Origin of the sequence: Nocardia carnea (genome assembly GCF_029868325.1) — a bacterium.
GTDB lineage: Bacteria > Actinomycetota > Actinomycetes > Mycobacteriales > Mycobacteriaceae > Nocardia > Nocardia carnea_C.
Genome location: NZ_JARWNW010000043.1, coordinates 1 through 20,705 on the forward strand (window position 1 = coordinate 1; position 20,705 = coordinate 20,705).

The 20,705-nt window shown below is 70.1% G+C and carries 16 protein-coding genes and 2 pseudogenes; 13 read left to right on the plus strand and 5 right to left on the minus strand.

The features are described 5' to 3' along the window. Positions 1 to 116: 116 nt before the first annotated feature. Together QH196_RS01875 and QH196_RS01880 are read right to left on the minus strand one after the other, a co-directional pair. Entirely contained in the window at positions 117 to 551 is a 435-nt protein-coding gene (locus QH196_RS01875) for a DUF3040 domain-containing protein (protein WP_280414002.1), read from the minus strand. A 347-nt stretch (positions 552 to 898) separates the two neighbouring features. Next, complete coding sequence (locus QH196_RS01880) at positions 899 to 1,345, minus strand: SAV_6107 family HEPN domain-containing protein (protein WP_432278040.1); 447 nt, start codon at positions 1,343 to 1,345, stop codon at positions 899 to 901. Positions 1,346 to 1,543: 198 nt separating this feature from the next. Here QH196_RS01880 and QH196_RS01885 point away from each other — a divergent pair, with 198 nt between their 5' ends. The 6 genes from QH196_RS01885 to QH196_RS01910 all read left to right on the plus strand — a co-directional run bounded on the left by QH196_RS01885 (position 1,544) and on the right by QH196_RS01910 (position 7,390). Next, positions 1,544 to 2,164 carry a GNAT family N-acetyltransferase gene (locus QH196_RS01885; RefSeq protein WP_280414003.1) on the plus strand — a complete coding sequence of 207 codons (621 nt, stop codon included), beginning with the start codon at positions 1,544 to 1,546 and terminating at the stop codon, positions 2,162 to 2,164. Beyond that, positions 2,161 to 3,726 carry a phytoene desaturase family protein gene (locus tag QH196_RS01890; protein ID WP_280414004.1) on the plus strand — a complete coding sequence of 522 codons (1,566 nt, stop codon included), beginning with the start codon at positions 2,161 to 2,163 and terminating at the stop codon, positions 3,724 to 3,726. Before QH196_RS01885 ends, QH196_RS01890 begins: the two co-directional genes overlap by 4 nt. Then, entirely contained in the window at positions 3,723 to 4,565 is an 843-nt protein-coding gene (locus QH196_RS01895; protein ID WP_432279414.1) for a carotenoid biosynthesis protein, read from the plus strand. The genes QH196_RS01890 and QH196_RS01895 overlap by 4 nt, the downstream gene beginning before the upstream one ends. 16 nt (positions 4,566 to 4,581) lie before the next feature. After that, the gene (locus tag QH196_RS01900) at positions 4,582 to 5,361 is read left to right on the plus strand and encodes an LppM family (lipo)protein (protein WP_280414006.1); all 780 of its coding nucleotides are present in this window, start codon (positions 4,582 to 4,584) and stop codon (positions 5,359 to 5,361) included. 416 nt (positions 5,362 to 5,777) lie between these two features. Then, positions 5,778 to 6,935 (plus strand): glycosyltransferase, encoded by a 1,158-nt coding sequence (locus QH196_RS01905; RefSeq protein WP_432279416.1) that lies wholly within the window; start codon positions 5,778 to 5,780, stop codon positions 6,933 to 6,935. A gap of 101 nt (positions 6,936 to 7,036) precedes the next feature. Beyond that, positions 7,037 to 7,390 carry a hypothetical protein gene (locus QH196_RS01910; protein WP_280414008.1) on the plus strand — a complete coding sequence of 118 codons (354 nt, stop codon included), beginning with the start codon at positions 7,037 to 7,039 and terminating at the stop codon, positions 7,388 to 7,390. Positions 7,391 to 7,907: 517 nt separating this feature from the next. Here QH196_RS01910 and QH196_RS01915 read toward each other — a convergent pair. After that, entirely contained in the window at positions 7,908 to 8,909 is a 1,002-nt protein-coding gene (locus tag QH196_RS01915) for a methylenetetrahydrofolate reductase (protein WP_432279415.1), read from the minus strand. 202 nt (positions 8,910 to 9,111) lie between these two features. Here QH196_RS01915 and QH196_RS01920 point away from each other — a divergent pair, with 202 nt between their 5' ends. From QH196_RS01920 to QH196_RS01940, 5 genes and pseudogenes are all read left to right on the plus strand, one after another. Then, the gene (locus tag QH196_RS01920) at positions 9,112 to 10,251 is read left to right on the plus strand and encodes a polyprenyl synthetase family protein (protein WP_432279417.1); all 1,140 of its coding nucleotides are present in this window, start codon (positions 9,112 to 9,114) and stop codon (positions 10,249 to 10,251) included. A 265-nt stretch (positions 10,252 to 10,516) separates the two neighbouring features. Continuing rightward, positions 10,517 to 12,103 (plus strand): phytoene desaturase family protein, encoded by a 1,587-nt coding sequence (gene crtI / locus QH196_RS01925; RefSeq protein ID WP_280414009.1) that lies wholly within the window; start codon positions 10,517 to 10,519, stop codon positions 12,101 to 12,103. A 58-nt stretch (positions 12,104 to 12,161) separates the two neighbouring features. Beyond that, positions 12,162 to 13,844 (plus strand): alpha-(1->6)-mannopyranosyltransferase A, encoded by a 1,683-nt coding sequence (locus QH196_RS01930; RefSeq protein WP_280414010.1) that lies wholly within the window; start codon positions 12,162 to 12,164, stop codon positions 13,842 to 13,844. Between the two features lie 158 nt (positions 13,845 to 14,002). After that, positions 14,003 to 14,440, plus strand: a pseudogene (locus QH196_RS32460) (squalene/phytoene synthase family protein); the annotation flags it as partial. 270 nt (positions 14,441 to 14,710) lie between these two features. Next, a pseudogene (locus tag QH196_RS01940) lies at positions 14,711 to 15,349 on the plus strand (phytoene/squalene synthase family protein); the annotation flags it as partial. Between the two features lie 425 nt (positions 15,350 to 15,774). Here QH196_RS01940 and QH196_RS01945 read toward each other — a convergent pair. After that, positions 15,775 to 16,143 (minus strand): Rv2175c family DNA-binding protein, encoded by a 369-nt coding sequence (locus tag QH196_RS01945; protein WP_280414011.1) that lies wholly within the window; start codon positions 16,141 to 16,143, stop codon positions 15,775 to 15,777. A gap of 141 nt (positions 16,144 to 16,284) precedes the next feature. Here QH196_RS01945 and pknB point away from each other — a divergent pair, with 141 nt between their 5' ends. Further along, on the plus strand, positions 16,285 to 18,198 hold the full coding sequence (gene pknB / locus QH196_RS01950; protein WP_432279418.1) for a Stk1 family PASTA domain-containing Ser/Thr kinase: 1,914 nt from the start codon (positions 16,285 to 16,287) through the stop codon (positions 18,196 to 18,198). 354 nt (positions 18,199 to 18,552) lie between these two features. Here the strand turns inward: pknB and QH196_RS01955 are convergent, their stop codons facing one another. Then, positions 18,553 to 19,938, minus strand: coding sequence for a class II 3-deoxy-7-phosphoheptulonate synthase (locus tag QH196_RS01955; protein ID WP_280414013.1), 1,386 nt, complete (start codon positions 19,936 to 19,938; stop codon positions 18,553 to 18,555). A gap of 125 nt (positions 19,939 to 20,063) precedes the next feature. On the opposite strand from QH196_RS01955, the gene QH196_RS01960 reads away from it, so the two are divergent. Beyond that, positions 20,064 to 20,558, plus strand: a complete 495-nt coding sequence (locus QH196_RS01960; protein ID WP_280414014.1) for a polyadenylate-specific 3'-exoribonuclease AS — start codon at positions 20,064 to 20,066, stop codon at positions 20,556 to 20,558. Positions 20,559 to 20,705 lie beyond the last annotated feature (147 nt).

Genomic DNA, 20,705 nt, shown 5'->3' on the forward strand with positions numbered 1-20,705 from the left:
AAACCCCCTGTTCACGCACCGTCACGGCGTGCGGTGGGGCGTTGTGGAGGGCTCCGGTGGGGGGAAGTGGGAAGCAGGGTCCGCGCTATATGTGAGAGGTTCGCCTCGGCCGGCTACTACTCCTGTTCGAACCTTCTACGGAACCGGTCTTCCATCCGCTCGGTGAATCCACCGGAACGGCGTTGCCGGCTGCGACCACCGCCGCGCGGCGACGATCCCGATGCGGCCGGCGGATCGTTCGGGGACGTATCACCCCCGCCCGCCGGTCCACCCTTCGTTCCGCCGAGCAGGACCAGAACTCCCGCACCGAACATCACAATGAATCCGATCAGACTGATGATCGGGAAACCACCGGGCCGCACCGGTAGGGCTATACCGGCGATCAGCAGGACGAGGCCGAGTACGAACAAGGCCGCGGCCTGGAGTCTGCGGCGACTCGACGGCGTACGGAAGCGTCCACCGCGGACGGACGACGCGAACTTCGGATCCTCAGCATAGAGAGCGCTCTCGATCTGTTCGAGCATGCGCTGCTCGTGCTCGGAGAGTGGCACGGTACCTCCCCCGGCACTAGGACGTGGCTGTCGCCTCCGGGTAGGCGACAGATAACCCCTTGGCGGCTATCTGTCACCAATGATACGAGTTCCCCCAGAGCCGTACCACCATATGGGTACAGCCGAGCGAACTTCGTGATCGCAGTGAGCCCGGCACGTACCGAAAGCCGTGGTAGGAGACCCGCGCCGATATCGGTCACAGGCGCAAGCGCGCCGCGGCCGGCGCCGGGTTCATCGTTCGGTGCGCGCGGGCCGACCGGTCGGTAGCGCCTGCTCACCGGGGCCCCTCCGGGCCGATGACGGCGCCGGATACGGAGTACAGCCCCGGCACCCCGGTACGGGCACGGCTATGTGTCCTCACGCGGCGTGTCGTACCCGTCCCCCGCGGCCCGCAGCCGCGCCGCCGGCGCTATCAGATCCTCCACATCGTGCAGGAACGCGCCGACCCGCGCGTAGAACTCATCGGCGCGGGCCTCGTCGATTTCGCGCGGCAGACCGGCCTCCAACGCCGCCCGGGTCGCGGAATGACCGCTGAAATAGTCCGCCCACATCACGAATTCGGGCGCGGCGCGCTGCAACATCACCCAGGCGTTACGCGAACGGGCCCGCGGCGCGGTATCGGCGCCGGTGAGTGCCAGTACCGCCCCCGCCCCACGCAGCGCGGCCAGATACGCGACCCGGAATCGCTCCGAGGGGTCGTTCTCCCCCGCCGCTTCCATCAACAGTCCGTCGGCGCGTTGCAGCAGCATCCCCGCGCGGCCCGATTGACCCGGGTGAACGTTTCGATCCACCATGGCCGTCCCTCCGTATCTCCCCTGCCGGCCCCCGCGGCGGTCCGCCGGTATGGCAGGCTGAGCGTGCACCGTGGGGGGCCGAACAGGTATTCGAACGTTTGGCTCGAGCTTGAATATAGAGACGACCACCGACATGTTCGCCCGCCGGAAAGTCCCAGCTCCGCCCCGCCGACAGCGAAAGAGCCCACCGATACCGCAATGACCGCCGTCAAACCCAACCACCTCCCCGCCCCGGTCGTCGTCGACCTCTCGGTCCCCGCCCTGCGCGCCCGCCTGCACGATGCACTGTCTGTGTACGTCGCGGCCATGGACTATCCGCGCGGCACCGAACACCATCGCGCGCCGATGTGGACCGAGCACACCCAGCGCGCCGGCTGGCAGGCCGTGGCGGCAGTGGTCCCCGAGGACAACGGCGGCTTCGATATCCGCACCTCGCCGCTCGTCGCCATCGCCTACGGCTACCGCGGCGGACCACACCAGTGGTGGCAACAGCAGGTACACGCGGGTATGCGGCGGTCCGGCTGGCCGGAAGCGGCGACCCAGGGACTGCTCGGCGACTATTTCGAACTCACCGAACTGCATGTCCATCCGAGCGCGCAGGGTCGCGGAATCGGCGCGATCCTGCTCCGCACACTCCTGCGCGACCGGCCCGAACGCGCCGTCCTGCTGTCCACGCCCGAAGTATCGGCCGAGGACAACCGTGCCTGGCGGCTGTACCGGCGGATGGGTTTCCAGGACGTACTGCGCGATTTCGTCTTCGCCGGCGACAGCCGCCGCTTCGGCATTCTCGGCCGGCCGTTACCGCTTCCGCTGCCATGACAGTGGTGATCGTCGGCTCCGGGCACAACGCGCTGGTCGCCGCGTGTTATCTGGCCCGGGCGGGCCACCCGGTGCGCGTACTGGAACGCGACAGCGTCCTGGGCGGCGCGGTATCGACCGTCGAACGCTTCCCCGGGCATCGCGTGGACCGCGGATCATCGGCGCATCTCATGATCCGGCATACCGGCATCATCGAGGACCTGGCGCTGGACCGGTTCGGCCTGCGCTATCTCGACTGCGACCCATGGGCCTTCGTACCCGCCTGCCCCGATACCGGCGCCGCCCCGATCGTCTTCCACCGCGACCTCGACCGCACCTGCGCGTCCGTGGCCGCCGCCTGCGGCGATCGCGACGCGGCCGCCTACCGGCGTTTCGTGGCGGTCTGGGAACCGCGCGCAAGCCGGGTGATGCGCTCATTCGGGGGTGCGCCGGCCCCGGGCCATCTCCTGCGTTCGTTCTGGGGCCTGGACGCCCGTGCGGGCGGCAGCGCACTGTCGCGGGAGTTCCTGCAGAGCGGTGATGCGCTGCTGGACAGCTGGTTCGACGACGAGCGGCTCAAGGCCGCGCTGGCCTGGTTCGGTGCGCAATCGGGCCCGCCGATGTCGGAACCGGGGACCGCGCCGATGGTGGGGTTCGCGGCGCTCATGCACACCTTGCCGCCGGGACGCGCGGTCGGCGGCAGCGGCGCGCTCACCGAAGCGCTGGTGGCCCGGCTGCGCGCCGAGGGCGGGGAGATCGTGGCCGGTGACGCGGTCACCGCACTCACCCGCCGCGGCGGCCGGTGGCAGATCCGTACCGCCGCGGGGCGCGATCACACCGCCGAAACCGTGATCGCCGGAACCCATATCCTCACCACCCTCGAACTGCTGCGCGCCGGCGGTTTCGACCCGGAAACGCTGGACGGGTGGCGGCGACGGATCCGCGTCGGTCCCGGTATCGGCATGGTGGTGCGGGCCGCGACCAGCGCGCTACCGCAGTATCCGGGCGCGACGACCGGCGAATCCGCGACCGGCCTGCAATTACTGGTCACCGATCGCCGGGAGTTGCGGCTCGCGCACGGAAACGCCCTCGGCGGCCGGCTGCCACCGCGGCCGGTGGTGCTCGGGATGAGTTTCAGCGCACTGGACCCCGGTATCGCCCCGGCCGGCGAGCATCAGCTCTCGCTGTGGTCGCAGTGGCATCCGTACCGGCTCGCCGACGGCACGGACTGGGCGGCGCATGCCGAATCCGAGGCCGACCGGATCATCGGTGAACTCGACCGCTACGCGCCGGGCGCCGCGGCGACGGTGTTGCGCCGCCATATCCAGACGCCGGTCGATCTGGAAACCGAGATGGGGCTGCGCGGCGGCAATGTCATGCATATCGAGATGAGCCTCGATCAAATGATGTTGTGGCGGCCGCTACCGGAACTGTCCGGGCAGCGGGTACCCGGCGCGCCCGGCCTCTACCTCACCGGCGCCTCCACCCATCCGGGCGGCGGGGTATCCGGAGCGAGCGGACGAACCGCGGCGCGGCTGGTTCTGCGCGACAACCGGCGCGGGTGGCGGTGGCTGCGCAGATGAGCGTGGCGGTGCCGAGGATCCGGGTGGACAGCACGCGTGAGCTGGTGCCGGCCGGTTGCCTGCTGCTGCTCATCGCGGTGCAGATCGCCTATCCGCTGACGAGTGGGTCCGCGCGCGACGCCGTCACGGTGGCGGTGGTGCTCGCTTCGGCCGGCACTGCCCTGGTGCACGCGGCAGTGACGCGCGGTGTGCGCTACGCGGCGGGTTTCGGTGTGCTCGTCTCCGGAATCGGTCTCACCGCCGAGGCCGTGGGTACCGCGACCGGCTTCCCGTTCGGCGCCTACGACTACGCGGTCGGACGGCTGGGCCCGGCACTGTTCGAGGTGCCGCTGGTGGTCCCGCTCGCGTGGACCGGCGGAATATACCCGATCTGGGTGGTCGCGGGAATGCTGTGCCGTACGCCGGTGTCGCGGATCGTCGCCACCGCGGCAGGTTCGGTGGGCTGGGATCTGTTCCTGGACCCGCAGATGGTGGCCGACGGGCAGTGGCGGTGGGCCGAAACCGATTCGGGGCTACCGGGCCTCGCGGCCATCCCCTGGACGAACTATCTCGGCTGGTTCCTGGTGGCCGGCCTCATCGCCGGTGCGCTGACCGTATGGGAACGGACCGCCCCGCCCACCCGGCGGCTGGGCGTCCCGGTGCTGATGTTCCTGTGGACGTGGCTGGGATCGGCGCTGGCACACGCCGTTTTCCTCGGCCTGCCGTACTCGGCCGCCTACGGCGGGATCGCGCTGGGCCTGCTCGGGGTACCGCTGCTGGTCCGGACGGTTCGCGCCGGAACCGGATACGACGACTCGTCCTCCGGTGACGCGGCCGGGCCCGTCGCATGGCGTCGGTGAGTCGCGGCCTGGCACCATGTCATCCGTGCCTTCGAGTCCCGTTACCACGAAACCCGGCTCCCCGGTCCCTGTTCTGCGCTCGCGCCGCCGCCTGCGCGCGCGGGTGACAGCGGCGATCGTGCTGGCCGCTCTGCTGGTGCCCGCCCTGGCCGGTTGCCTGCGGGTCCAGGCATCGATGGGGTTGTCGTCCAACGACCGGGTATCGGGACGGATCGTGGCCGCGGTCGTCCCGGAGAACAGCGAGGACAAGGGACCGCAGTTCACCGCTCCGGAAGCGCTGGCCACCAAAGTGCGGATCGAACCGTACAACCAGGACGGTTACGTCGGCAGTGAAATCTACTTCGACGACCTGAACTTCGGCGAGGTCGAACAGCTCGGCCAGCTGTCGGAACAGGCGCAGGGCCTGTTCGACCTGAAATTCCAGCGCAACGGCGATCTGGTCAGCCTCAACGGCCGCGTCGATCTGGAGACCCTGGCCCCGCACGGTTCGGATGTGCAGTTGAGTGTGGCGTTCCCGGCCCGGGTCGCCAAAACCAACGGCACCCGGGAGGGCGATGCGGTGGTCACCTGGAAACTGCCCGCCGGTGAGGTGAGCACGGTCCGCGCCGAGGTCGGCTACGCCGATCCGAACACCCGCTCGTTCGCCGGCTGGGCCGGTATCGTCGGCGGGATCACGCTGGCCGTCGCGGCCGTCGTCGCCGCACTCGCCTACCTCTACCGCAACCCGCCCCCCGCCGGCGCCCCGGCCGGTTTCTCGCTGCGCCGCTGGTGGGATCAGGTCAAGAACGACGCATGAGATCCCCGGCGTGGCGGCGCAGACCGGACTCGTCCCAGCCGGTCGCCCGGCCGCGGTCCTCCGAATCGGCCGGCACGCCGGCTTCCGTCACACCGTCCACCCGGACAAACCCCGCCGCACTCTGCCGCGCATCGGTCCTGTCCGCGCTATTGCACGCAGCGGGCTTGGCCCCGCTGTCTCGCAGAGCCGGCTCTGGACCGCCGTGCCGACCGGCGCACTCGTCTCCGCCGGCTCGCGCAGCAGCAGGTTCCTCCGACTCTCGCGCATCGAACCTGTCCGCGCTGTTCCACGCAGCGGGCTTGGCCCCGCTGTCTCGCAGAGCCGGTTCCACACCGCCGTGCCGACCGGCACGCTCCTTCCTGCCGGCTCGCGCAGCGGCTGGCTCCACCGGGCCGGCGTCCCGGCGACCGGCACAGCTGGTGATCGCGGGAGCCGGGCTGGCCGCGTGTTGTGCGGCACTGACAGCGTGGAACCGGCTCACCGTGCCCAGACTGTCAGCCCCTGCTGCGCCGATCGCCGAGACGGTGACTGCCTGTATCCCCGCCCGCAACGAAGCCGACCGGATCGCGGCCCTGATCGCGGATCTCCGCGCCCAGACCGATATCCCACGGCTGCGCATACTCGTTTTCGACGACGCGTCCACCGACGACACCGCCGCACGTGCGGTCGAGGCGATCGACGGCGACCCACGCTGCACGCTGCTGCGCGGCAGCGGCGGCCCACCGCCGGGCTGGACCGGTAAGTCCGCGGCCTGCCGCATGCTCGCCGATACCGCGGAGCAGCTCGCGGACACCACTGTGCTGGTGTTCCTAGACGCCGATATCCGGCTCGCGCCGGGCGCCCTCGCCGCCGCGGTGGCCGAACTCCGGCGCCGGGATATCGCCCTGGTGTCGCCCTGGCCGCAGCAGCAGGCGCAGTCTCTCGCCGAGCACGCGGTGCAACCGCTGCTGTGCTGGTCGTGGGCCTCGACCCTGCCGGTGGTGTGCGCCGATCGCGGATCACGGACCTCCACCGTGGTCGCGTGCGGGCAGTTCCTGGTGTTCGACGTGGCCGCCTACCGTGCGATCGGCGGTCACGCGGCGGTCGCGGACAGTGTCACCGAAGACCTCGATATCGCCCGCGCACTGCGCCGCGCCGGCTACCGCACCGGGCTGGTCGCGGCCGGTGGCCTGGCCCGGACGCGGATGTACCGGGGCGGGGGCGAACTCGCGGCGGGGTACCGGCGCTGGCTGTGGTCGGCGTACGGCGGTTCGATTCCCGGCGGGCTGGCGATCGCGGCCGTCGCCGCCTGGACGTATTTGCTGCCTCCGCTGGCCGCCGCGCTCGGCCGCGGATCGATGCGGCGGTGGGGGCTGTTCGGGTACGCCACGGCCGGCGCCGGACGGTTACTCGCCCGCGGACTGGAAACCGGACGGCGGCCGGAATCCGGCGACTTCGCTGCCGCAATGTCCCACCCAGCGGCAATAACGGCCTATTTCTTCCTGTGGGCGCGCTCACACCGCGACCGCCGCCGCAACGCCCTGACCTGGAAGGGACGCCCCCTGCGACCCGGAAAAGGGATGAACTCGCACTGATTCTCGGTCTTGTGCCCGATGTTGCCGTGGCCGGATGATGAACCGGCCCGGACCGATCGGCGGGCAACAGGCCCTTTCCGGCCGGGTTCGAGGAGGCTCGTATGACCATCGCCGTCCATCCCAGTGTCGATACCGGCTGGGCACAGTGGCACAGCCGCTACTCGACGCGCCTGCGAAGCGCACCCCGCGATCCCCTCGCCCAACACGACCTCGGCGAGGCGCCCGCGCAGCTGCCCGGTATCCCGGGCACCTGGTGGGTCGTCGAGGGGCGGGTGTTCATCGCCGCCAAACCGGGCGACCGGCTCGACCACGACGGCGACCGGGTCGCCGGGATCGAAATCCTGGATCCCGTGGACGGCGCCCCCGGGCTGATCCTGCGCCATGACGACCATGCCGTCGAAGTTCTCCGGCAGGGCGAACGGACGACGATCCGCGTCCACGCGCCGATCGCTTAGGCGCGGCTTCACCCACATCCGGCGGGAAACCCACAGGGATCGCTTCTCTCCACCCGGACCGGCTTCCCTTGTGCATTCCGCATGTAAGCGGCGCCGCCCGGGCCGCCCGGGCGGTGCGCCTACGACCTCCACCGGATACGGCTGCGGAATGCCGGGGCGAGCACGAGGGCCGGCTCGGCAGTCCCGAGCCGGCCGAGCACGCCCCGGGCATCGACGGTCCTCCGAACTATCCGCTGCGACATCGGCCACCCCGTCACCGCCGCCGGTCTCGACACTCGGCCGCGGACCGGCCGGTGTGGCGCGGAGCACGATCTGGTTGTCCACCATCATCCGCCGGGTATTGGACCGGGTCGTCGCCGAGCCGCGCTGCTGCCTGTGCCGTTCACGCAGGACGTGGCCGGTGAACCGTACCTGTTCGGGCTGCGACCGGCCGAACGCTGCGGCCGAGATGACCGGCCTGGGCAGATGGCCGCCGGCCGGCCCCGTTGCGACCTCCGCGGTCAGGCACTCACACGGTTCAGGCGCTCAGGGGCGCCGCGGTGACTCCGTAACCGAGGTTGGTCAGCACCTCGCTGGTGGCCTTGGCGAAGTTCAGGGTGATGAAATGCAGGCAGGGGGCACCTTCGGCGATCAGTCGTTCACCCATTTCGGTGGCGATCTCGATTCCGGCGGCGCGGACCGCGGCGCGATCCTCCTCCGCACCGGTTCCCGCGGCGCGGCGCAGCCGCTCCAGGACCGGCTCCGGAAGGGGGCGTCCGCACAGCTGCTCGGCGCGCTCCACGGTGCGCAGCGAGGTGATCGGCATCAGCTCGGGAATGATCGGTTTGGCGCCCTCGACCGGGTCCAAGGCGGCGATCCGGTCACGCAACCGCAGATAGTCGTCGACATCGAAGAACATCTGGGTAATCGAATACTCCGCGCCGGCACGCAGTTTCGCGGCGAGGTAGGAGGTATCGCAGTCCAGGTCCGGCGAACGGTGGTGGCCCTGCGGGAACGATGCCACGCCGACATGGAAATCGCCGAGGTCGCGCACGATCCGCACCAGCTCTTCGGCGTATTCCACACCGTCGGGGTGTTTCTGCCATTCCCCCAGCGGATCCCCCGGCGGGTCGCCGCGCAGGACGAGAATATTGCTGATCCCCGAATCGGCGTAGGCACCGACGATGGACCGCAGCTCGGCGACACTGTGCCCGACCGCGGTGAGATGCCCGACCGGCAGCAGGGTGGTTTCCTCGGCGAGCTGCCCGGTGACCCGCACCGTGCGATCGCGGGTGCTGCCACCGGCGCCGTAGGTCATCGAGACGAAGGCGGGATGCATCCGTTCGAAGGTGCGCACCGCACGCCACAACCGCTGTTCACCGGCCTCGTCGCGGGGTGGTGAGAACTCCACCGAGAAGGGCACGGCGCCACCCGCGTGCCGCTCCAGGCTCTGCACGACCGAAGGCGTCGCGGAGACGTCCGGTGACGTGGGAGACGGCCGGCCAGGGGTCGGGAGTCCCCGCGCGTTGTCGAAAGTCACCGGGCCAGTCTAAAGCCGTAGCCGAGTCCGGGCGGTCCCCCGTTCGTTATGACCACCGGCCACCGAAGCGGGGCCGCCACCCGCGCGCGCGTATTCTGCGATCAGGTCCCGTCGCGACGGCGGGTCACCATGGGACACCATCGGAGGGCCCTGCCGGCCTCTCGGTGGCCGGCGCCCATGGCGAGCAACGATCTGGGAGGTCATCCTGTCCGCCGGAACCGGAACCGGAACCGAAACCCCGGCCCGTTCGGGTCCCCTCTCGGCCGTCCCCGGGACAGCGGCCTTCGCGACCGCCGTCGAACAGGCCCTGACCGGCTATTTCGCCACCCGCGCGGAGGCCGTCACCGAACTGGGTCCGGTGTTCATCGATGCGGTCGGCGCGCTCGAATCGTTCGTGCTGCGCGGCGGGAAACGCACCCGGCCCGGTTTCGCCTGGATGGGTTGGCTGGGCGCCGGGGGCGATCCGGCCGGCGACCGGGCCGCGGCCGTGCTCCAGGCCTGCGCCGCGCTCGAGCTGGTGCAGGCGTGCGCGCTGATCCACGACGACATCATCGACTGTTCCCGCACCCGCCGCCGGTTCCCCACCGTGCACGTGGACTTCGAACAGCGCCATCACCATCAGGGCTGGACGGGCGATTCCGCGCACTACGGCGAATCGGTGGCGGTCCTGCTCGGTGATCTGGCTCTGGCCTGGGCCGACGATATGGTGCACAGCAGCGGCCTGGACCCGGCGGCGCTGGGCCGGTTCGCGCCGGTCTGGGCAGGGATGCGTACCGAGGTGCTGGGCGGTCAGCTGCTCGATGTGCACGGTGAGGCCAGCGGCGACGAATCCGTGGCGGCGGCGCTGCGGATCAACCGGTACAAAACCGCGGCCTATACGGTCGAACGCCCACTGCATCTCGGTGCGGCCCTCGCCGATGCCGATCCGGGTCTGGTCGCCGCCTACCGCACCTACGGCACCGATATCGGGATCGCCTTCCAGTTGCGCGACGATCTGCTCGGTGTGTTCGGGAATCCGGAGGTCACGGGGAAACCCTCCGGTGACGATCTGCGCGAGGGCAAACGCACCGTCCTGGTCGCGGAGGCACTGCAGCGGGCCGCGGCGGACAACCCCGCCGCCGGCGACCGGTTACGCGCGGCTATCGGCACCGACCTCTCCGACGAGCAGGTGGGCGAACTGCGCGAGCTGCTGATCGAGCTGGGCGCGGTCGATGCCGTGGAATCCCGGATCGCCGCCCTCACCGACCAGGGCCTCGCCGCCATCGAAGCCAGCTCCGCCACCCCCGAGGCCAAGGACCGGCTGAAAGCCATGGCCCTCGCCGCCACCCGGCGCGCGGCATGAGCGGGTCAGGCCCGGAGGCAGCAGCACAGCGTCAGCACGCAAGACCCCCGCTGATATCCCATCGACACAGCATCGGCACGGCACACCCGGACGCCGCAGCGCGACGTGACCACGCAGAACCCCCGCCGATGTCCCATCGATACAGCATGAGCGGGTCACACACCGGCGCGGTAGCGCGATGTAACCACGCAGGCCCCCTTGCCAGAAGCAGCATGAACGCTTCACGCGCGGACGCGGTGGCCCAGCGCGCGCTCGGTGGACTCCGATGAGGACTGTGCGCGGCCCGGTGGAGCGTGTCGTCGTGGTCGGGGCGGGGCTGTCCGGTTTATCGGCGGCGCTGTACCTGACCGGCGCGGGCTGCTCCGTCACCGTGGTGGAACGCGCCGATCACCCCGGTGGCCGGATGGGGCGCTACCGGTTCGCCGGTTACGACATCGATTCCGGCGCTACCATCCTCACCCTGCCCGAACTCGTCGACGATGCGCTGGCCGCCGTGGGGCTCGACACCGATACCGCCATGCCCCCGTTGCGGGTCCGGCCGCTGGCGCCGGCGTATCACGCCCGCTTCGCCGACGGATCCGATCTGCGCGTGTTCTCCGATGCCGAGCGGATGAGCGCGGAGGTGGCGCGGGTCTGCGGCGCGGACGAGGCCGTGCGCTACCGCCGGCTGCGTGACTGGCTGGCGCAGGTCTACCGCGCCGAATACGACGAGTTCCTGGCAGCGAATTTCGATTCCCCCCTGGACCTGGTCCGGATTCCGGCGAAACGCGCGGCCCTGCTCGACCTCATCGCGCTCGGCGCGTTCGGCCGGCTGGGCCGGCGCGTCACCCGCACCTTGCGTGACCCCCGGTTGAGCCGCCTGTTCACCTTCCAGGCGTTGTACGCCGGTATGGCGCCCGCGCAGGCACTGGGCGTGTACGGCGCCATTCCTCATATGGATACGGGTCTGGGTGTCTATTTCCCCGAAGGGGGTATGCGCGCCGTCGCCGACACCCTCGCCGGGGCGTTCACCGCCGCGGGCGGCCGGCTCGAACTCGGCACCGAGGTGACGGGTATCGATTACCACCGGGGCCGCGCGCGGCGGGTGGTGACGGCCGGCGACCGGGCCCTGCCCTGCGATGCGGTCGTGCTCACCGCGGATCTCGGCTCGCTGGACCGGTTCGGGGTCCGGCCGCGCCGCGGTCTGCGGGCCTCGCCGTCGGCGGTGGTCGCGCACGGGCTCGTACCGGCCGCGGTGGCCGGACAGTGGCCGGTACAGGCACATCACACGATCGACTTCGGTGCCGCCTGGGCGCAGACCTTCCGCGAGATCACCGCACGACGCGGCGGCCGGCCGATGAGCGACCCGTCGCTGCTGCTGACCCGCCCCGCCCTGAGCGACCCCGGCCTGTACCTCACGCGTGACGGGGTCCGCTACGAACCGTTCTCCCTGCTCGCGCCGTGCCCGAACCTGGATTCGGCGCCGCTGGACTGGGGCCGGCTGGGCCCGGCCTATCTCCGCGAACTCCTGTCGGTACTGGAAGCGCGGGGATACCACCGGATTACGAGCGAATTCGTCGTCGACCGGCTCGACACGCCCGCCACGTGGCGGGATCAGGGCATGATCGCCGGGACTCCGTTCTCGGCGGCGCACCTGTTCCGCCAGACCGGTCCGTTCCGTTCACGCAACTTCCCGCGCGGCAGCGAGAACGTGATCCTGGCAGGTTGCGGGACCACGCCGGGTGTCGGAGTTCCCACCGCATTGCTGTCGGGAAAACTCGCGGCGCAGCGCATTGTGGGCGAGAATCGCGGAGTCCGGACACGTGCCGCCGCGACCGTCCGGCGGTCTTCCCGGAGGGAAGCCGTAAACTGAGCGCCGACCTATTCGCCTGCGGTTGCGACCGCCGACCACCCGGGGGGACCGACAACTGATGCCAGCCCCCCATACACACACCGCCGCCACCGCCGTCCAGCTCCCCGGCACGGGTGCCCCCGCACCGGCCGCGCCCGCTCCTGCGCAGGTATCCGGCCGGGCCGGTTTCGCGCCCGGCGTGCTGGGCTGGTTGCGGTTCTGCGCCGATTTCCTGCGCAGCCCGGAAGGGCATGCGGCGCTGCTGGGCTTCATCGGGGCGATCATGATCACCTTCGGCGGGTTCGGCGCCGGCAGTGTGCGCGAACGCGATCCGATACTCGAAGCGGTGCACCTGTCCTGGCTGCGATTCGGGCACGGGTACGCGCTGTCGATGATCTGTGTATGGGCCGGCGTGCTGATGATGGTGGCCGCCTGGGTGCGGCTGGGCCGCATCACACTGGGCTTCGGCGGTCACTCCGGCGATGTGCGCCTCAACGAATTACGCGCCATCGTCGGTATCTGGATCACCCCGCTGATGTTCGCGGTACCGATGTTCAGCCGGGACGCCTACTCCTACCTCGCCCAGGGCGCGCTGCTGCGAGACGGTTTCGACCCGTACCAGGTGGGTCCCGTCGCCAACCCCGGCGTCCTGCTCGACAACGTGAGCACCGTCTGGACCACCACCACCGCACCGTACGGCCCGGTATTCCTGCTGATGGGCCGGGCAATCACCGCGGTTACCGGCGACAACGTGGTGGGCGGCACCATCGCGCTACGGTTCGTCATGCTGCCGGGCCTGGTGCTGATGATGTGGGCGGTGCCGTACCTGACCAAACATCTCGGTGGCCGGCCCACGGTCGCGCTGTGGCTGGCCGTGCTCAATCCGCTGGTACTGATCCACCTGATCGGCGGCGTGCACAACGAGATGCTGATGGTCGGCCTGATGTGCGCCGGAATTGCCCTGGTCCTGGAACGCCATCATGTGGCGGGAATCGTGGTGGTCGCCATCGGGGTCGCGATCAAGGCCACCGCCGGTGTGGCGCTGCCGTTCCTGGTGTGGATCTGGATGCTGCACGAACGCGACCGCCGCGCCGAGGACGGCCAGCGTGCGGCGCTCGCGACCACCAGCCGGGAATTCCTGGCGCACCACTGGAAGATGTTCGCCAAGATCGCCTCGCTCGGCCTGGCGGTATTCGCGGTGGTGTTCGTGGCGGCATCCGCGATCGCCGGCGTCGGGATCGGCTGGCTCACCGCGCTGTCCGGGTCGCAGAAGATCATCAACTGGTTGTCGCTGCCCACGATCCTGGCGCATATCACCACCTGGATCACCCCCTTCGAGCTCGGCTCGACCCTCGAGGTGACCCGGCTGCTGTGCATGGTCGCACTGCTGGGACTGTTGGTGTGGACCTGGTGGCGGTTCAAACTCACCGAACGTGATGCGGTACTGGGGATCCTGATCGCCTTCGTCGCGATCGTCATCCTGTCGCCGGCCGCGCTGCCCTGGTACTACTCGTGGCCGCTGGCGCTGGCCGCCGGGTTCGCGCTGTCGACCACCACGCTCATGACATTGGTCGGCATCTGCACGTGGTTGATGCTGGTGTTCCAGCCGGACGGTTCGATCGGGCTCTACAACTTCTGGCATGTCGCCGCCGCGACCTTCGCCGCCGTCGTCGCCGCGCTCTCGCTGCGGACGGTGGATCCGCTGCGCCTGCGCGGAACGCCCCGGCAGGTCACGACACCCACTGTCCCTGCTGGACCGTGAACGCCGAGTACGGCCCGAAGGTCGCCGGCGAACTCGGTCTCCACGCCGCAGCGCAGACCGGAGACGCCCCGGCAACACCCGCCCGGCCCGCGGCAGCACCGCCGTCGGCGACACCGGCGTCGACGGCACAACCCCCGTCGAATCGCGTATCGCGGGATGTGCAGGGCAGCCCACCCATCGCCCACAACGCCGCAGCCACGCATGGGCGATCGACCGGTCCCGCGGCGAACGGACAGGGTATCGATCGCCATGCCTGCCCGGAACCGCGTGAACACCCGGCCGCCCGCACCACCGGTTCCCACCGCATCGCCGACCCCGAAACGTTGCGCCGGGCATACGCACGCTGCCGCCGGACGGCCGCTGTCCACGGACGCACCTACTACCTGGCAACCCGGTTGCTGTCCGCCGAGCAGCGCCCCGCCGTACACGCTCTCTATGCCTTCGCGCGGATGATGGACGATATCGTCGACGGCCCGGCGCTCCGGAATGCTCCGGCGGCCGTGCTGGACTCCGTCGAGCTCGCTCTGCGCACCTCGTGGTCACCGTCCGCCGCGCCCCGCCCGCTCGTCCCGCCCCAGTCGAGCGTGACCGTCCCGCCCGTGTCTGCGGGCCTAAGCACTACCCCGCGGATCGACTCACCCCACTCCAGCGCGACCGCCCCGCTCGACTCTCCCTGGTCCAGCGCGACCACGCCGCCCTACCCACCTCGACCCGACGCGGCGGTCCCGGCCGGGTCGCCAGGGCTCAGCACTACCCCGCCATTCGACTTGTCCCGATCCGGCCCGACCCGACTGCTCGACCCGGCCCAGCCCAGCGCGACCAACCCGCTCGACCCACCCCCACTCGGCGCGCTGCCCGCCGGGTTCGACGAGATCGCCCTCGCTCTCACCGACACTGTCACCCGGTTCGCCATCGACCCGCGCCATTTCTGGACTTTCCTGGACTCCATGCGGATGGACGCTCCCGACTCACCGCTGTTCCGGAACCGCTACCCCACCATGGCCGCCCTGAACGAGTACATGCGCGGATCGGCAGCGGCCATCGGCCTGCAGTTGCTGCCGGTACTCGGTACGGTCGCGCCCCGGGCGGCGGCCGAACCCGCGGCGGCTGCCCTGGGCAATGCCTTCCAGCTCACCAATTTCCTGCGCGATATCGGCGAAGACCTCGATCGCGACCGGATCTACCTGCCCGGCGACGAACTCGCCGCGTTCGGCGTCGACGAGGAACTGTTGGTGTACTGCCATCGGACCCGCAACACCGATCGCCGGGTCCGCCGCGCGCTCGCGCACCTGATCGCCGTCAACCGCGACCTCTACCGCCGCGCGGACCCGGGTATCGAGCTGCTCAGCCCACGCGTACGCCCGGGTATACGCACGGCCGCGACCGTGTACGCGGCCATCTTGGACCGCATCGAAGACAGCGGTTACAACGTGTTCGCCCGGCGCGCCGTCGTCCCGGGCCCTCGCCGACTGCAGCTGGCGGCCGCCGCCGCGCTGCGCCGGTAGCCCTACGCGTCCTGGGCGGTGCGTAAGGCCCGGGGATCAGGAAGACCTGCCCCGAATCCAGGAGGAGCAGCGCGGCGAATCGTTACCGTTCTGGGCTGGAGAGGCCGCCGGACAGCCCGGCACACAGGCACATCAGTGCGGCCGCAGCACATCGCCGTCCGCCGATACCCGCATCGGGCAGGCCCGTCTACACGGGCTGCGCCAACGGGTCACCGATGCCCGTCGGCGAGCGACAATAACCGGCAGTCCAGGCGTGACCGGCGCCGACCCTGCGCTGACGACGCGGAGGGAGACCGACCGGCGTACCAGCCGCGGACGGCCCGCAGAAGGCCCGGGGACTACACCTCCGACGGGCAAGTGTGCCGGCGCCCCGACCGCGGTGACCGGCGTTGCCGCTCCTACGAGCACAGAGCGGAAAGGCAGCCTCAGAACGGGTCGGCGGCGGCGCGGCGCAGTACCTCGCGGGCCAGCGGCCCGTGCAACGCCTCTACCGGTTTACCGGGCAGGGAGTCGTCGTCGGTGAAGATCCATTCCAGAATCTCCTCGTCGGTGTACTTGGCGTCACGCATCACCGTGATCAGGCCCGGCAGGGATTTCAGTACCGCACCCGTTTCGTCGAAGAAGATCTCCGGGATTCCCACCACGCGGTCCCGGCGCACCGCGAGCAGCTGGTTGTCCCGCAGCATCTGGTGCACCCGGGTCACCGCGACACCCAGGTTCTTCGCGACATCGGGTAACGAGAGCAGCGGTACCGAGGCGGGCAGGACATCGGCACTGCAAGGAAAGGTACTCACAGCAGATAACCGTAGACGGCGGCCGCTCGCACGCGGTGAGACACCCGCACCGGTTCGGCCGATAACATGTGGGAGCCGCAGCGGCGGCGACCGTGTGGACGCGGTACGAGGGTGGAGAGGTTCGTGACAGCCGGAGGAGAATTGATCGGCGCCGTACTGGATCGGCGCTACCGGATCGACGCGCCGATCGCCCGGGGCGGGATGTCGATGGTGTTCCGGGGTGTGGACACGCGGCTGGGTCGGCAGGTCGCCATCAAGGTGATGGATCCCAAGTTCGCCGGTGATCCGCAGTTCCTGACCCGCTTCGAGTTCGAGGCCCGCGCGGTGGCGGGCCTGAAACACCCTTCCCTCGTCGAGGTGTACGACCAGGGCATCGACGGCGAGTACCCGTTCCTGGTGATGGAACTGGTCCAGGGCGGGACGCTGCGGGAGCTGCTGCGCGAACGCGGGCCCATGCCGCCGCATGCGGTCCGCGCCGTCGCCGAACCGGTGCTGGCCGCGATCGGGGTCGCGCATGCGGCCGGTCTGGTGCATCGCGATGTGAAACCGGAGAATGTGCTCATCTCCGACGGCGGCGATGTCAAGATCGCCGATTTCGGGCTGGTCCGCGCTGTCGCCGCCGCCAATACCACTTCGGCCAGCGTTATCCTGGGCACCGCCGCCTACCTCTCGCCCGAACAGGTCACCAGCGGTAGCGCCGATGCTCGCAGCGATGTGTACGCCTTCGGCATCCTGATCTTCGAACTGCTCACCGGCAAGGTGCCGTTCACCGGCGACAATTCGCTGTCGGTGGCCTACCAGCGGGTCGAGAACGATGTTCCGAGCCCGAGCGAGTTCATCTCCGGCGTACCGCCCGAATTCGACCGGCTGGTGGCCCGCGCGACCGCCCGCGAGCCCGGGCACCGATTCGCCGACGCCACGGACATGGTGGCCGAACTACGCTCCATCGCCGCGCTGCTGAACCTGCCCGACTACCGGGTCCCCGCCCCGCAGGAATCGGCGGAACACACCAGCGCCCGCCATCCGGCCGCCCGCCCGGTGCCCGAACCCGTCGCGGCGCCGGGCCCGCAACCGACCCGTATGGTGACCACGGCGCAGCCACGCAACGAACCTCCGCCGCCGGCCTATATTCCGCCGCAGCGCCCCACCCAGTACAGCTCCTTCCAGGAAAGTCACGCCGCCAAACGCCGCAACGGGATGATCTGGACCGCCGCGGTGGTGGTGTTGACCCTGCTGGTCGGGATCGGCGGCTGGTGGCTGGGTATGGGTCGCTACAACTCGGTGCCCTCGGTCGCCGGGATGACGGTCGAACAGGCCACCGCGGAACTCCAGGAGGCCGGTTTCGAGACCGGGACCCGGGACAAGGCCTCCGATACCGTGCCCGTCGGTGGTGTGGTGGGCACGGATCCGGGGCCGGGTGCCCGGGAGACCAAGGGCTCGACCGTCGATATCCTGGTGTCCAGCGGTAAACCGGAAGTTCCCGCGGTCTCGCCCGGTGCCGATTGGGACGAGGTCCAGCAGCTGATCCGCGATCAGGGGCTGCAACCGGTCGATGCCGGTGAGGTCGCCAGTACCGCCCCCGAAGGCACCCTGGCCCGGATCGATCCCGCCCCCGGCACTGTTCTCCCCGCCGGCGCGCATGTCCAGGTCTGGAGGAGCAACGGGTCCAAACCGGTCCAGCTGCCCGATCTCCGTGCCGACACCCCGGAGCAGGCCCGCAAGAAACTCGAAGACCTCGGCCTCACCGTCGCCGGTGAGCAGCGCACCTACGACGAACTGGTGGAGGTGGGCCGCGTGATCGGCACCGAACCCGGCGTCGGCACCACCGTCGACGCCGGTTCCTCGGTCACCCTGCTGATCTCCGAGGCGGTGACCATGCCGTCGGTGGTCGGCAAATCCGTCAGCGAGGCCCGCCGCACTCTGGAAGGGCTGGGCTTGCAGGTGGAGGTGCGCCAGTTCGCACCTCTGGACTCCTCGGTCGTGATCTCGCAGCGGCCCGCTGCCAACGCCAACGTCGAATCCGGAGCCTCGGTATCGCTGGTCGCGGTGCCGTAATACCGGCGCGCGGGGTTTCCGCCCCCTCGACAGGCCCGAACCCTCCAGGGGCTCGCTGACCTCGGCGCCCGTGCTGGTCACGTCAGTGGTCCGGCGCGGGCGTGCGCCGATCGGCATGAGTTGCCGACCCATACCTGCGGCGGCGACCCTGCTCCAGGCTGATCTACGACCCGGACGAGATCCGGGTGGCCGAAGCGGCCACCCGGCGACCTGAGCCGGCACCGCGCCTCGCCACTGCTCATCGTCGAGGCCGGCAGATCGCGGCGATGGCCGACTCGAATACGGCTGTGAACTCGGCCCGGCGGGGCTACTCCGCCGAGGGACCGGTCTTGCACCACCGGAGATGCCGCAGGACTACCGCAGCATCTCGGCGACGAGGAACGACAGTTCCAGCGACTGCTGAGTGTTGAGCCGCGGGTCGCAGGCCGTTTCGTAGCGGCCGGACAGGTCCAGATCGGAGATGTCCTGCGCCCCGCCGAGGCATTCGGTGACGTCTTCGCCGGTGAGTTCGATATGCAGCCCACCGGGGTGGGTACCGAGGGCGTGGTGCACCTCGAAGAACCCCTGGACTTCGTCGACGATCCGGTCGAAGTGACGGGTTTTGAATCCGGTGGAGGATTCGTGGGTGTTGCCGTGCATCGGATCGCACTGCCAGATGACCTGATGGCCGGTGGCCTGCACCTTCTCCACGATCGCGGGCAGTACTTCGCGGACGTTCGTATTGCCCATCCGGGAGACCAGCGTCAACCGGCCGGGCTCGTTGTTCGGGTCGAGCCGTTCGACATACTCCACCGCCTGGGCCGGAGTGGTCTTCGGGCCGATCTTCAGGCCGATCGGGTTGGCGAGCAGTTCGGCGAACGCGATATGGGCGCCCTCGAGCTGGCGGGTACGTTCCCCGATCCACAGGAAATGCGCGGACAGGTCGTAGAGCACCGGATCGCCCGCGGAGTTCTCGGCCAGGCGCAGCATGGCGCGCTCGTAGTCGAGCACCAGCGCCTCGTGCGAGGCGTAGATGCGGGCCGATTTGAGGCTGGGGTCGGTGACCCGGCACGCGGTCATGAACCGCAGGCCGCGGTCGATCTCCTCGGCCAGCGCCTCGTAGCGGGCACCGGCCGGCGATTGGGCCACGAAATCCCGGTTCCAGTCGTGCACCCGGTGCAGATCGGCCATACCCGCGCTGGTGAGCGCCCGCACCAGGTTCATCGCCGCGCTGGCGTTGGCGTAGGCCCGTACCAGCCGCGACGGGTCGTGCTGGCGCACACCGGCCTCGGCGACCAGCGAGTTGACCATATCGCCGCGGTAGGACTTCAGGCCGAGCGCGTCGGTATCGGCGGACCGGGGCTTGGCATACTGACCGGCGATCCGCGCGACCTTCACCACCGGCAGGCTGGCGCCGTAGGTGAGCACGACGGCCATCTGCAGCAGCGTGCGCAGGTTGCCGCGGATATGCGGTTCGGTGTTGTCGGCGAAGGTTTCCGCGCAGTCCCCGCCCTGCATCAGGAAAGCCTCGCCGCGCGCGACCTCGGCGAGCTGCTCGCGCAGCTCGTCCACCTCGGCGGGCAGGCAGATCGGCGGCACACTCTCCAGCACCGTCCGCATATCCGCCGCCTGCCCGGCGTCCCAGGACGGTTGCTGCAGAGCCGGCCGTGCCAACGCGTCGTCGAGCCGTTTACGCAGTTCGGCGGGCAACGGCGGCAGCTCGGGCAAACGGTCGATGGGTACGTCGACGGTCCAATTCACCAGTTCAGGATAAGTGGTGGCCGATCCGCGGATATTTCCGGAGGTGTTTCCGGGCGCACCCCGCCCCGTCGGAGCGCACAACTAAGCTCGGTGCGTTCTGTCGACCACCGAGGAGACCCACCGGTTTGAGGTATTTCTACGATTCGGAATTCATCGAGGACGGTCGCGTGATCGATCTCGTATCGATCGGCGTCGTCTGTGAGGACGGGCGGGAGTTCTACGCCGTCTCCTCGGAGTTCGATGCCGGTCGGGCCGGGCCCTGGGTGAGCAAACATGTCCTGCCGAAACTGCCCCCGCAAACGTCGCCGCTGTGGCGCACCCGGGCGCAGATCCGGGACGAGCTGCACCGGTTCCTGGTGCCGCGCGCAACCGTGCAGCCCGAGATGTGGGCGTGGGTGGGCGCCTACGACCATGTGGTGCTGTGCCAGCTGTGGGGGTCGATGGTCGGCCTACCGCCCGACCTGCCCCGCTATACGAACGAGCTGCGACAGCACTGGGAGGCACACGGCCGCCCGGAGTTACCGCCGCCCCCGCGCGATGCGCACGACGCGCTGGCCGACGCACGGCATAATCTCGCCAAATTCGAGGCCATCGAAGCGGCCCGCCGTCGCGCGAGCTGAGTCCCGCCGGCACCGTAACGGCCAAAAGGCCCCCGGGGTTGGGGGGGGGGGGGTTGGGGTTAGGGGGGGGGGGGGCCCCCCCCGGGAGGGGGGGGGGGCCGGGGGGGCGGTTGGGGGGGGGGGGGGCGGGGCGGCGTTGGGGGTTGG

Bases quoted from the DNA above. Each gene is read 5' to 3' on its own strand.
- crtI (WP_280414009.1), top strand. From the start codon at position 10,517: ATGAGGACTGTGCGCGGCCCGGTGGAGCGTGTCGTCGTGGTCGGGGCG.
- QH196_RS01880 (WP_432278040.1), bottom strand. From the start codon at position 1,345: ATGGTGGATCGAAACGTTCACCCGGGTCAATCGGGCCGCGCGGGGATG.
- QH196_RS01895 (WP_432279414.1), top strand. From the start codon at position 3,723: ATGAGCGTGGCGGTGCCGAGGATCCGGGTGGACAGCACGCGTGAGCTG.
- QH196_RS01910 (WP_280414008.1), top strand. From the start codon at position 7,037: ATGACCATCGCCGTCCATCCCAGTGTCGATACCGGCTGGGCACAGTGG.
- QH196_RS01885 (WP_280414003.1), top strand. From the start codon at position 1,544: ATGACCGCCGTCAAACCCAACCACCTCCCCGCCCCGGTCGTCGTCGAC.
- QH196_RS01900 (WP_280414006.1), top strand. From the start codon at position 4,582: ATGTCATCCGTGCCTTCGAGTCCCGTTACCACGAAACCCGGCTCCCCG.
- QH196_RS01890 (WP_280414004.1), top strand. From the start codon at position 2,161: ATGACAGTGGTGATCGTCGGCTCCGGGCACAACGCGCTGGTCGCCGCG.
- QH196_RS01930 (WP_280414010.1), top strand. From the start codon at position 12,162: ATGCCAGCCCCCCATACACACACCGCCGCCACCGCCGTCCAGCTCCCC.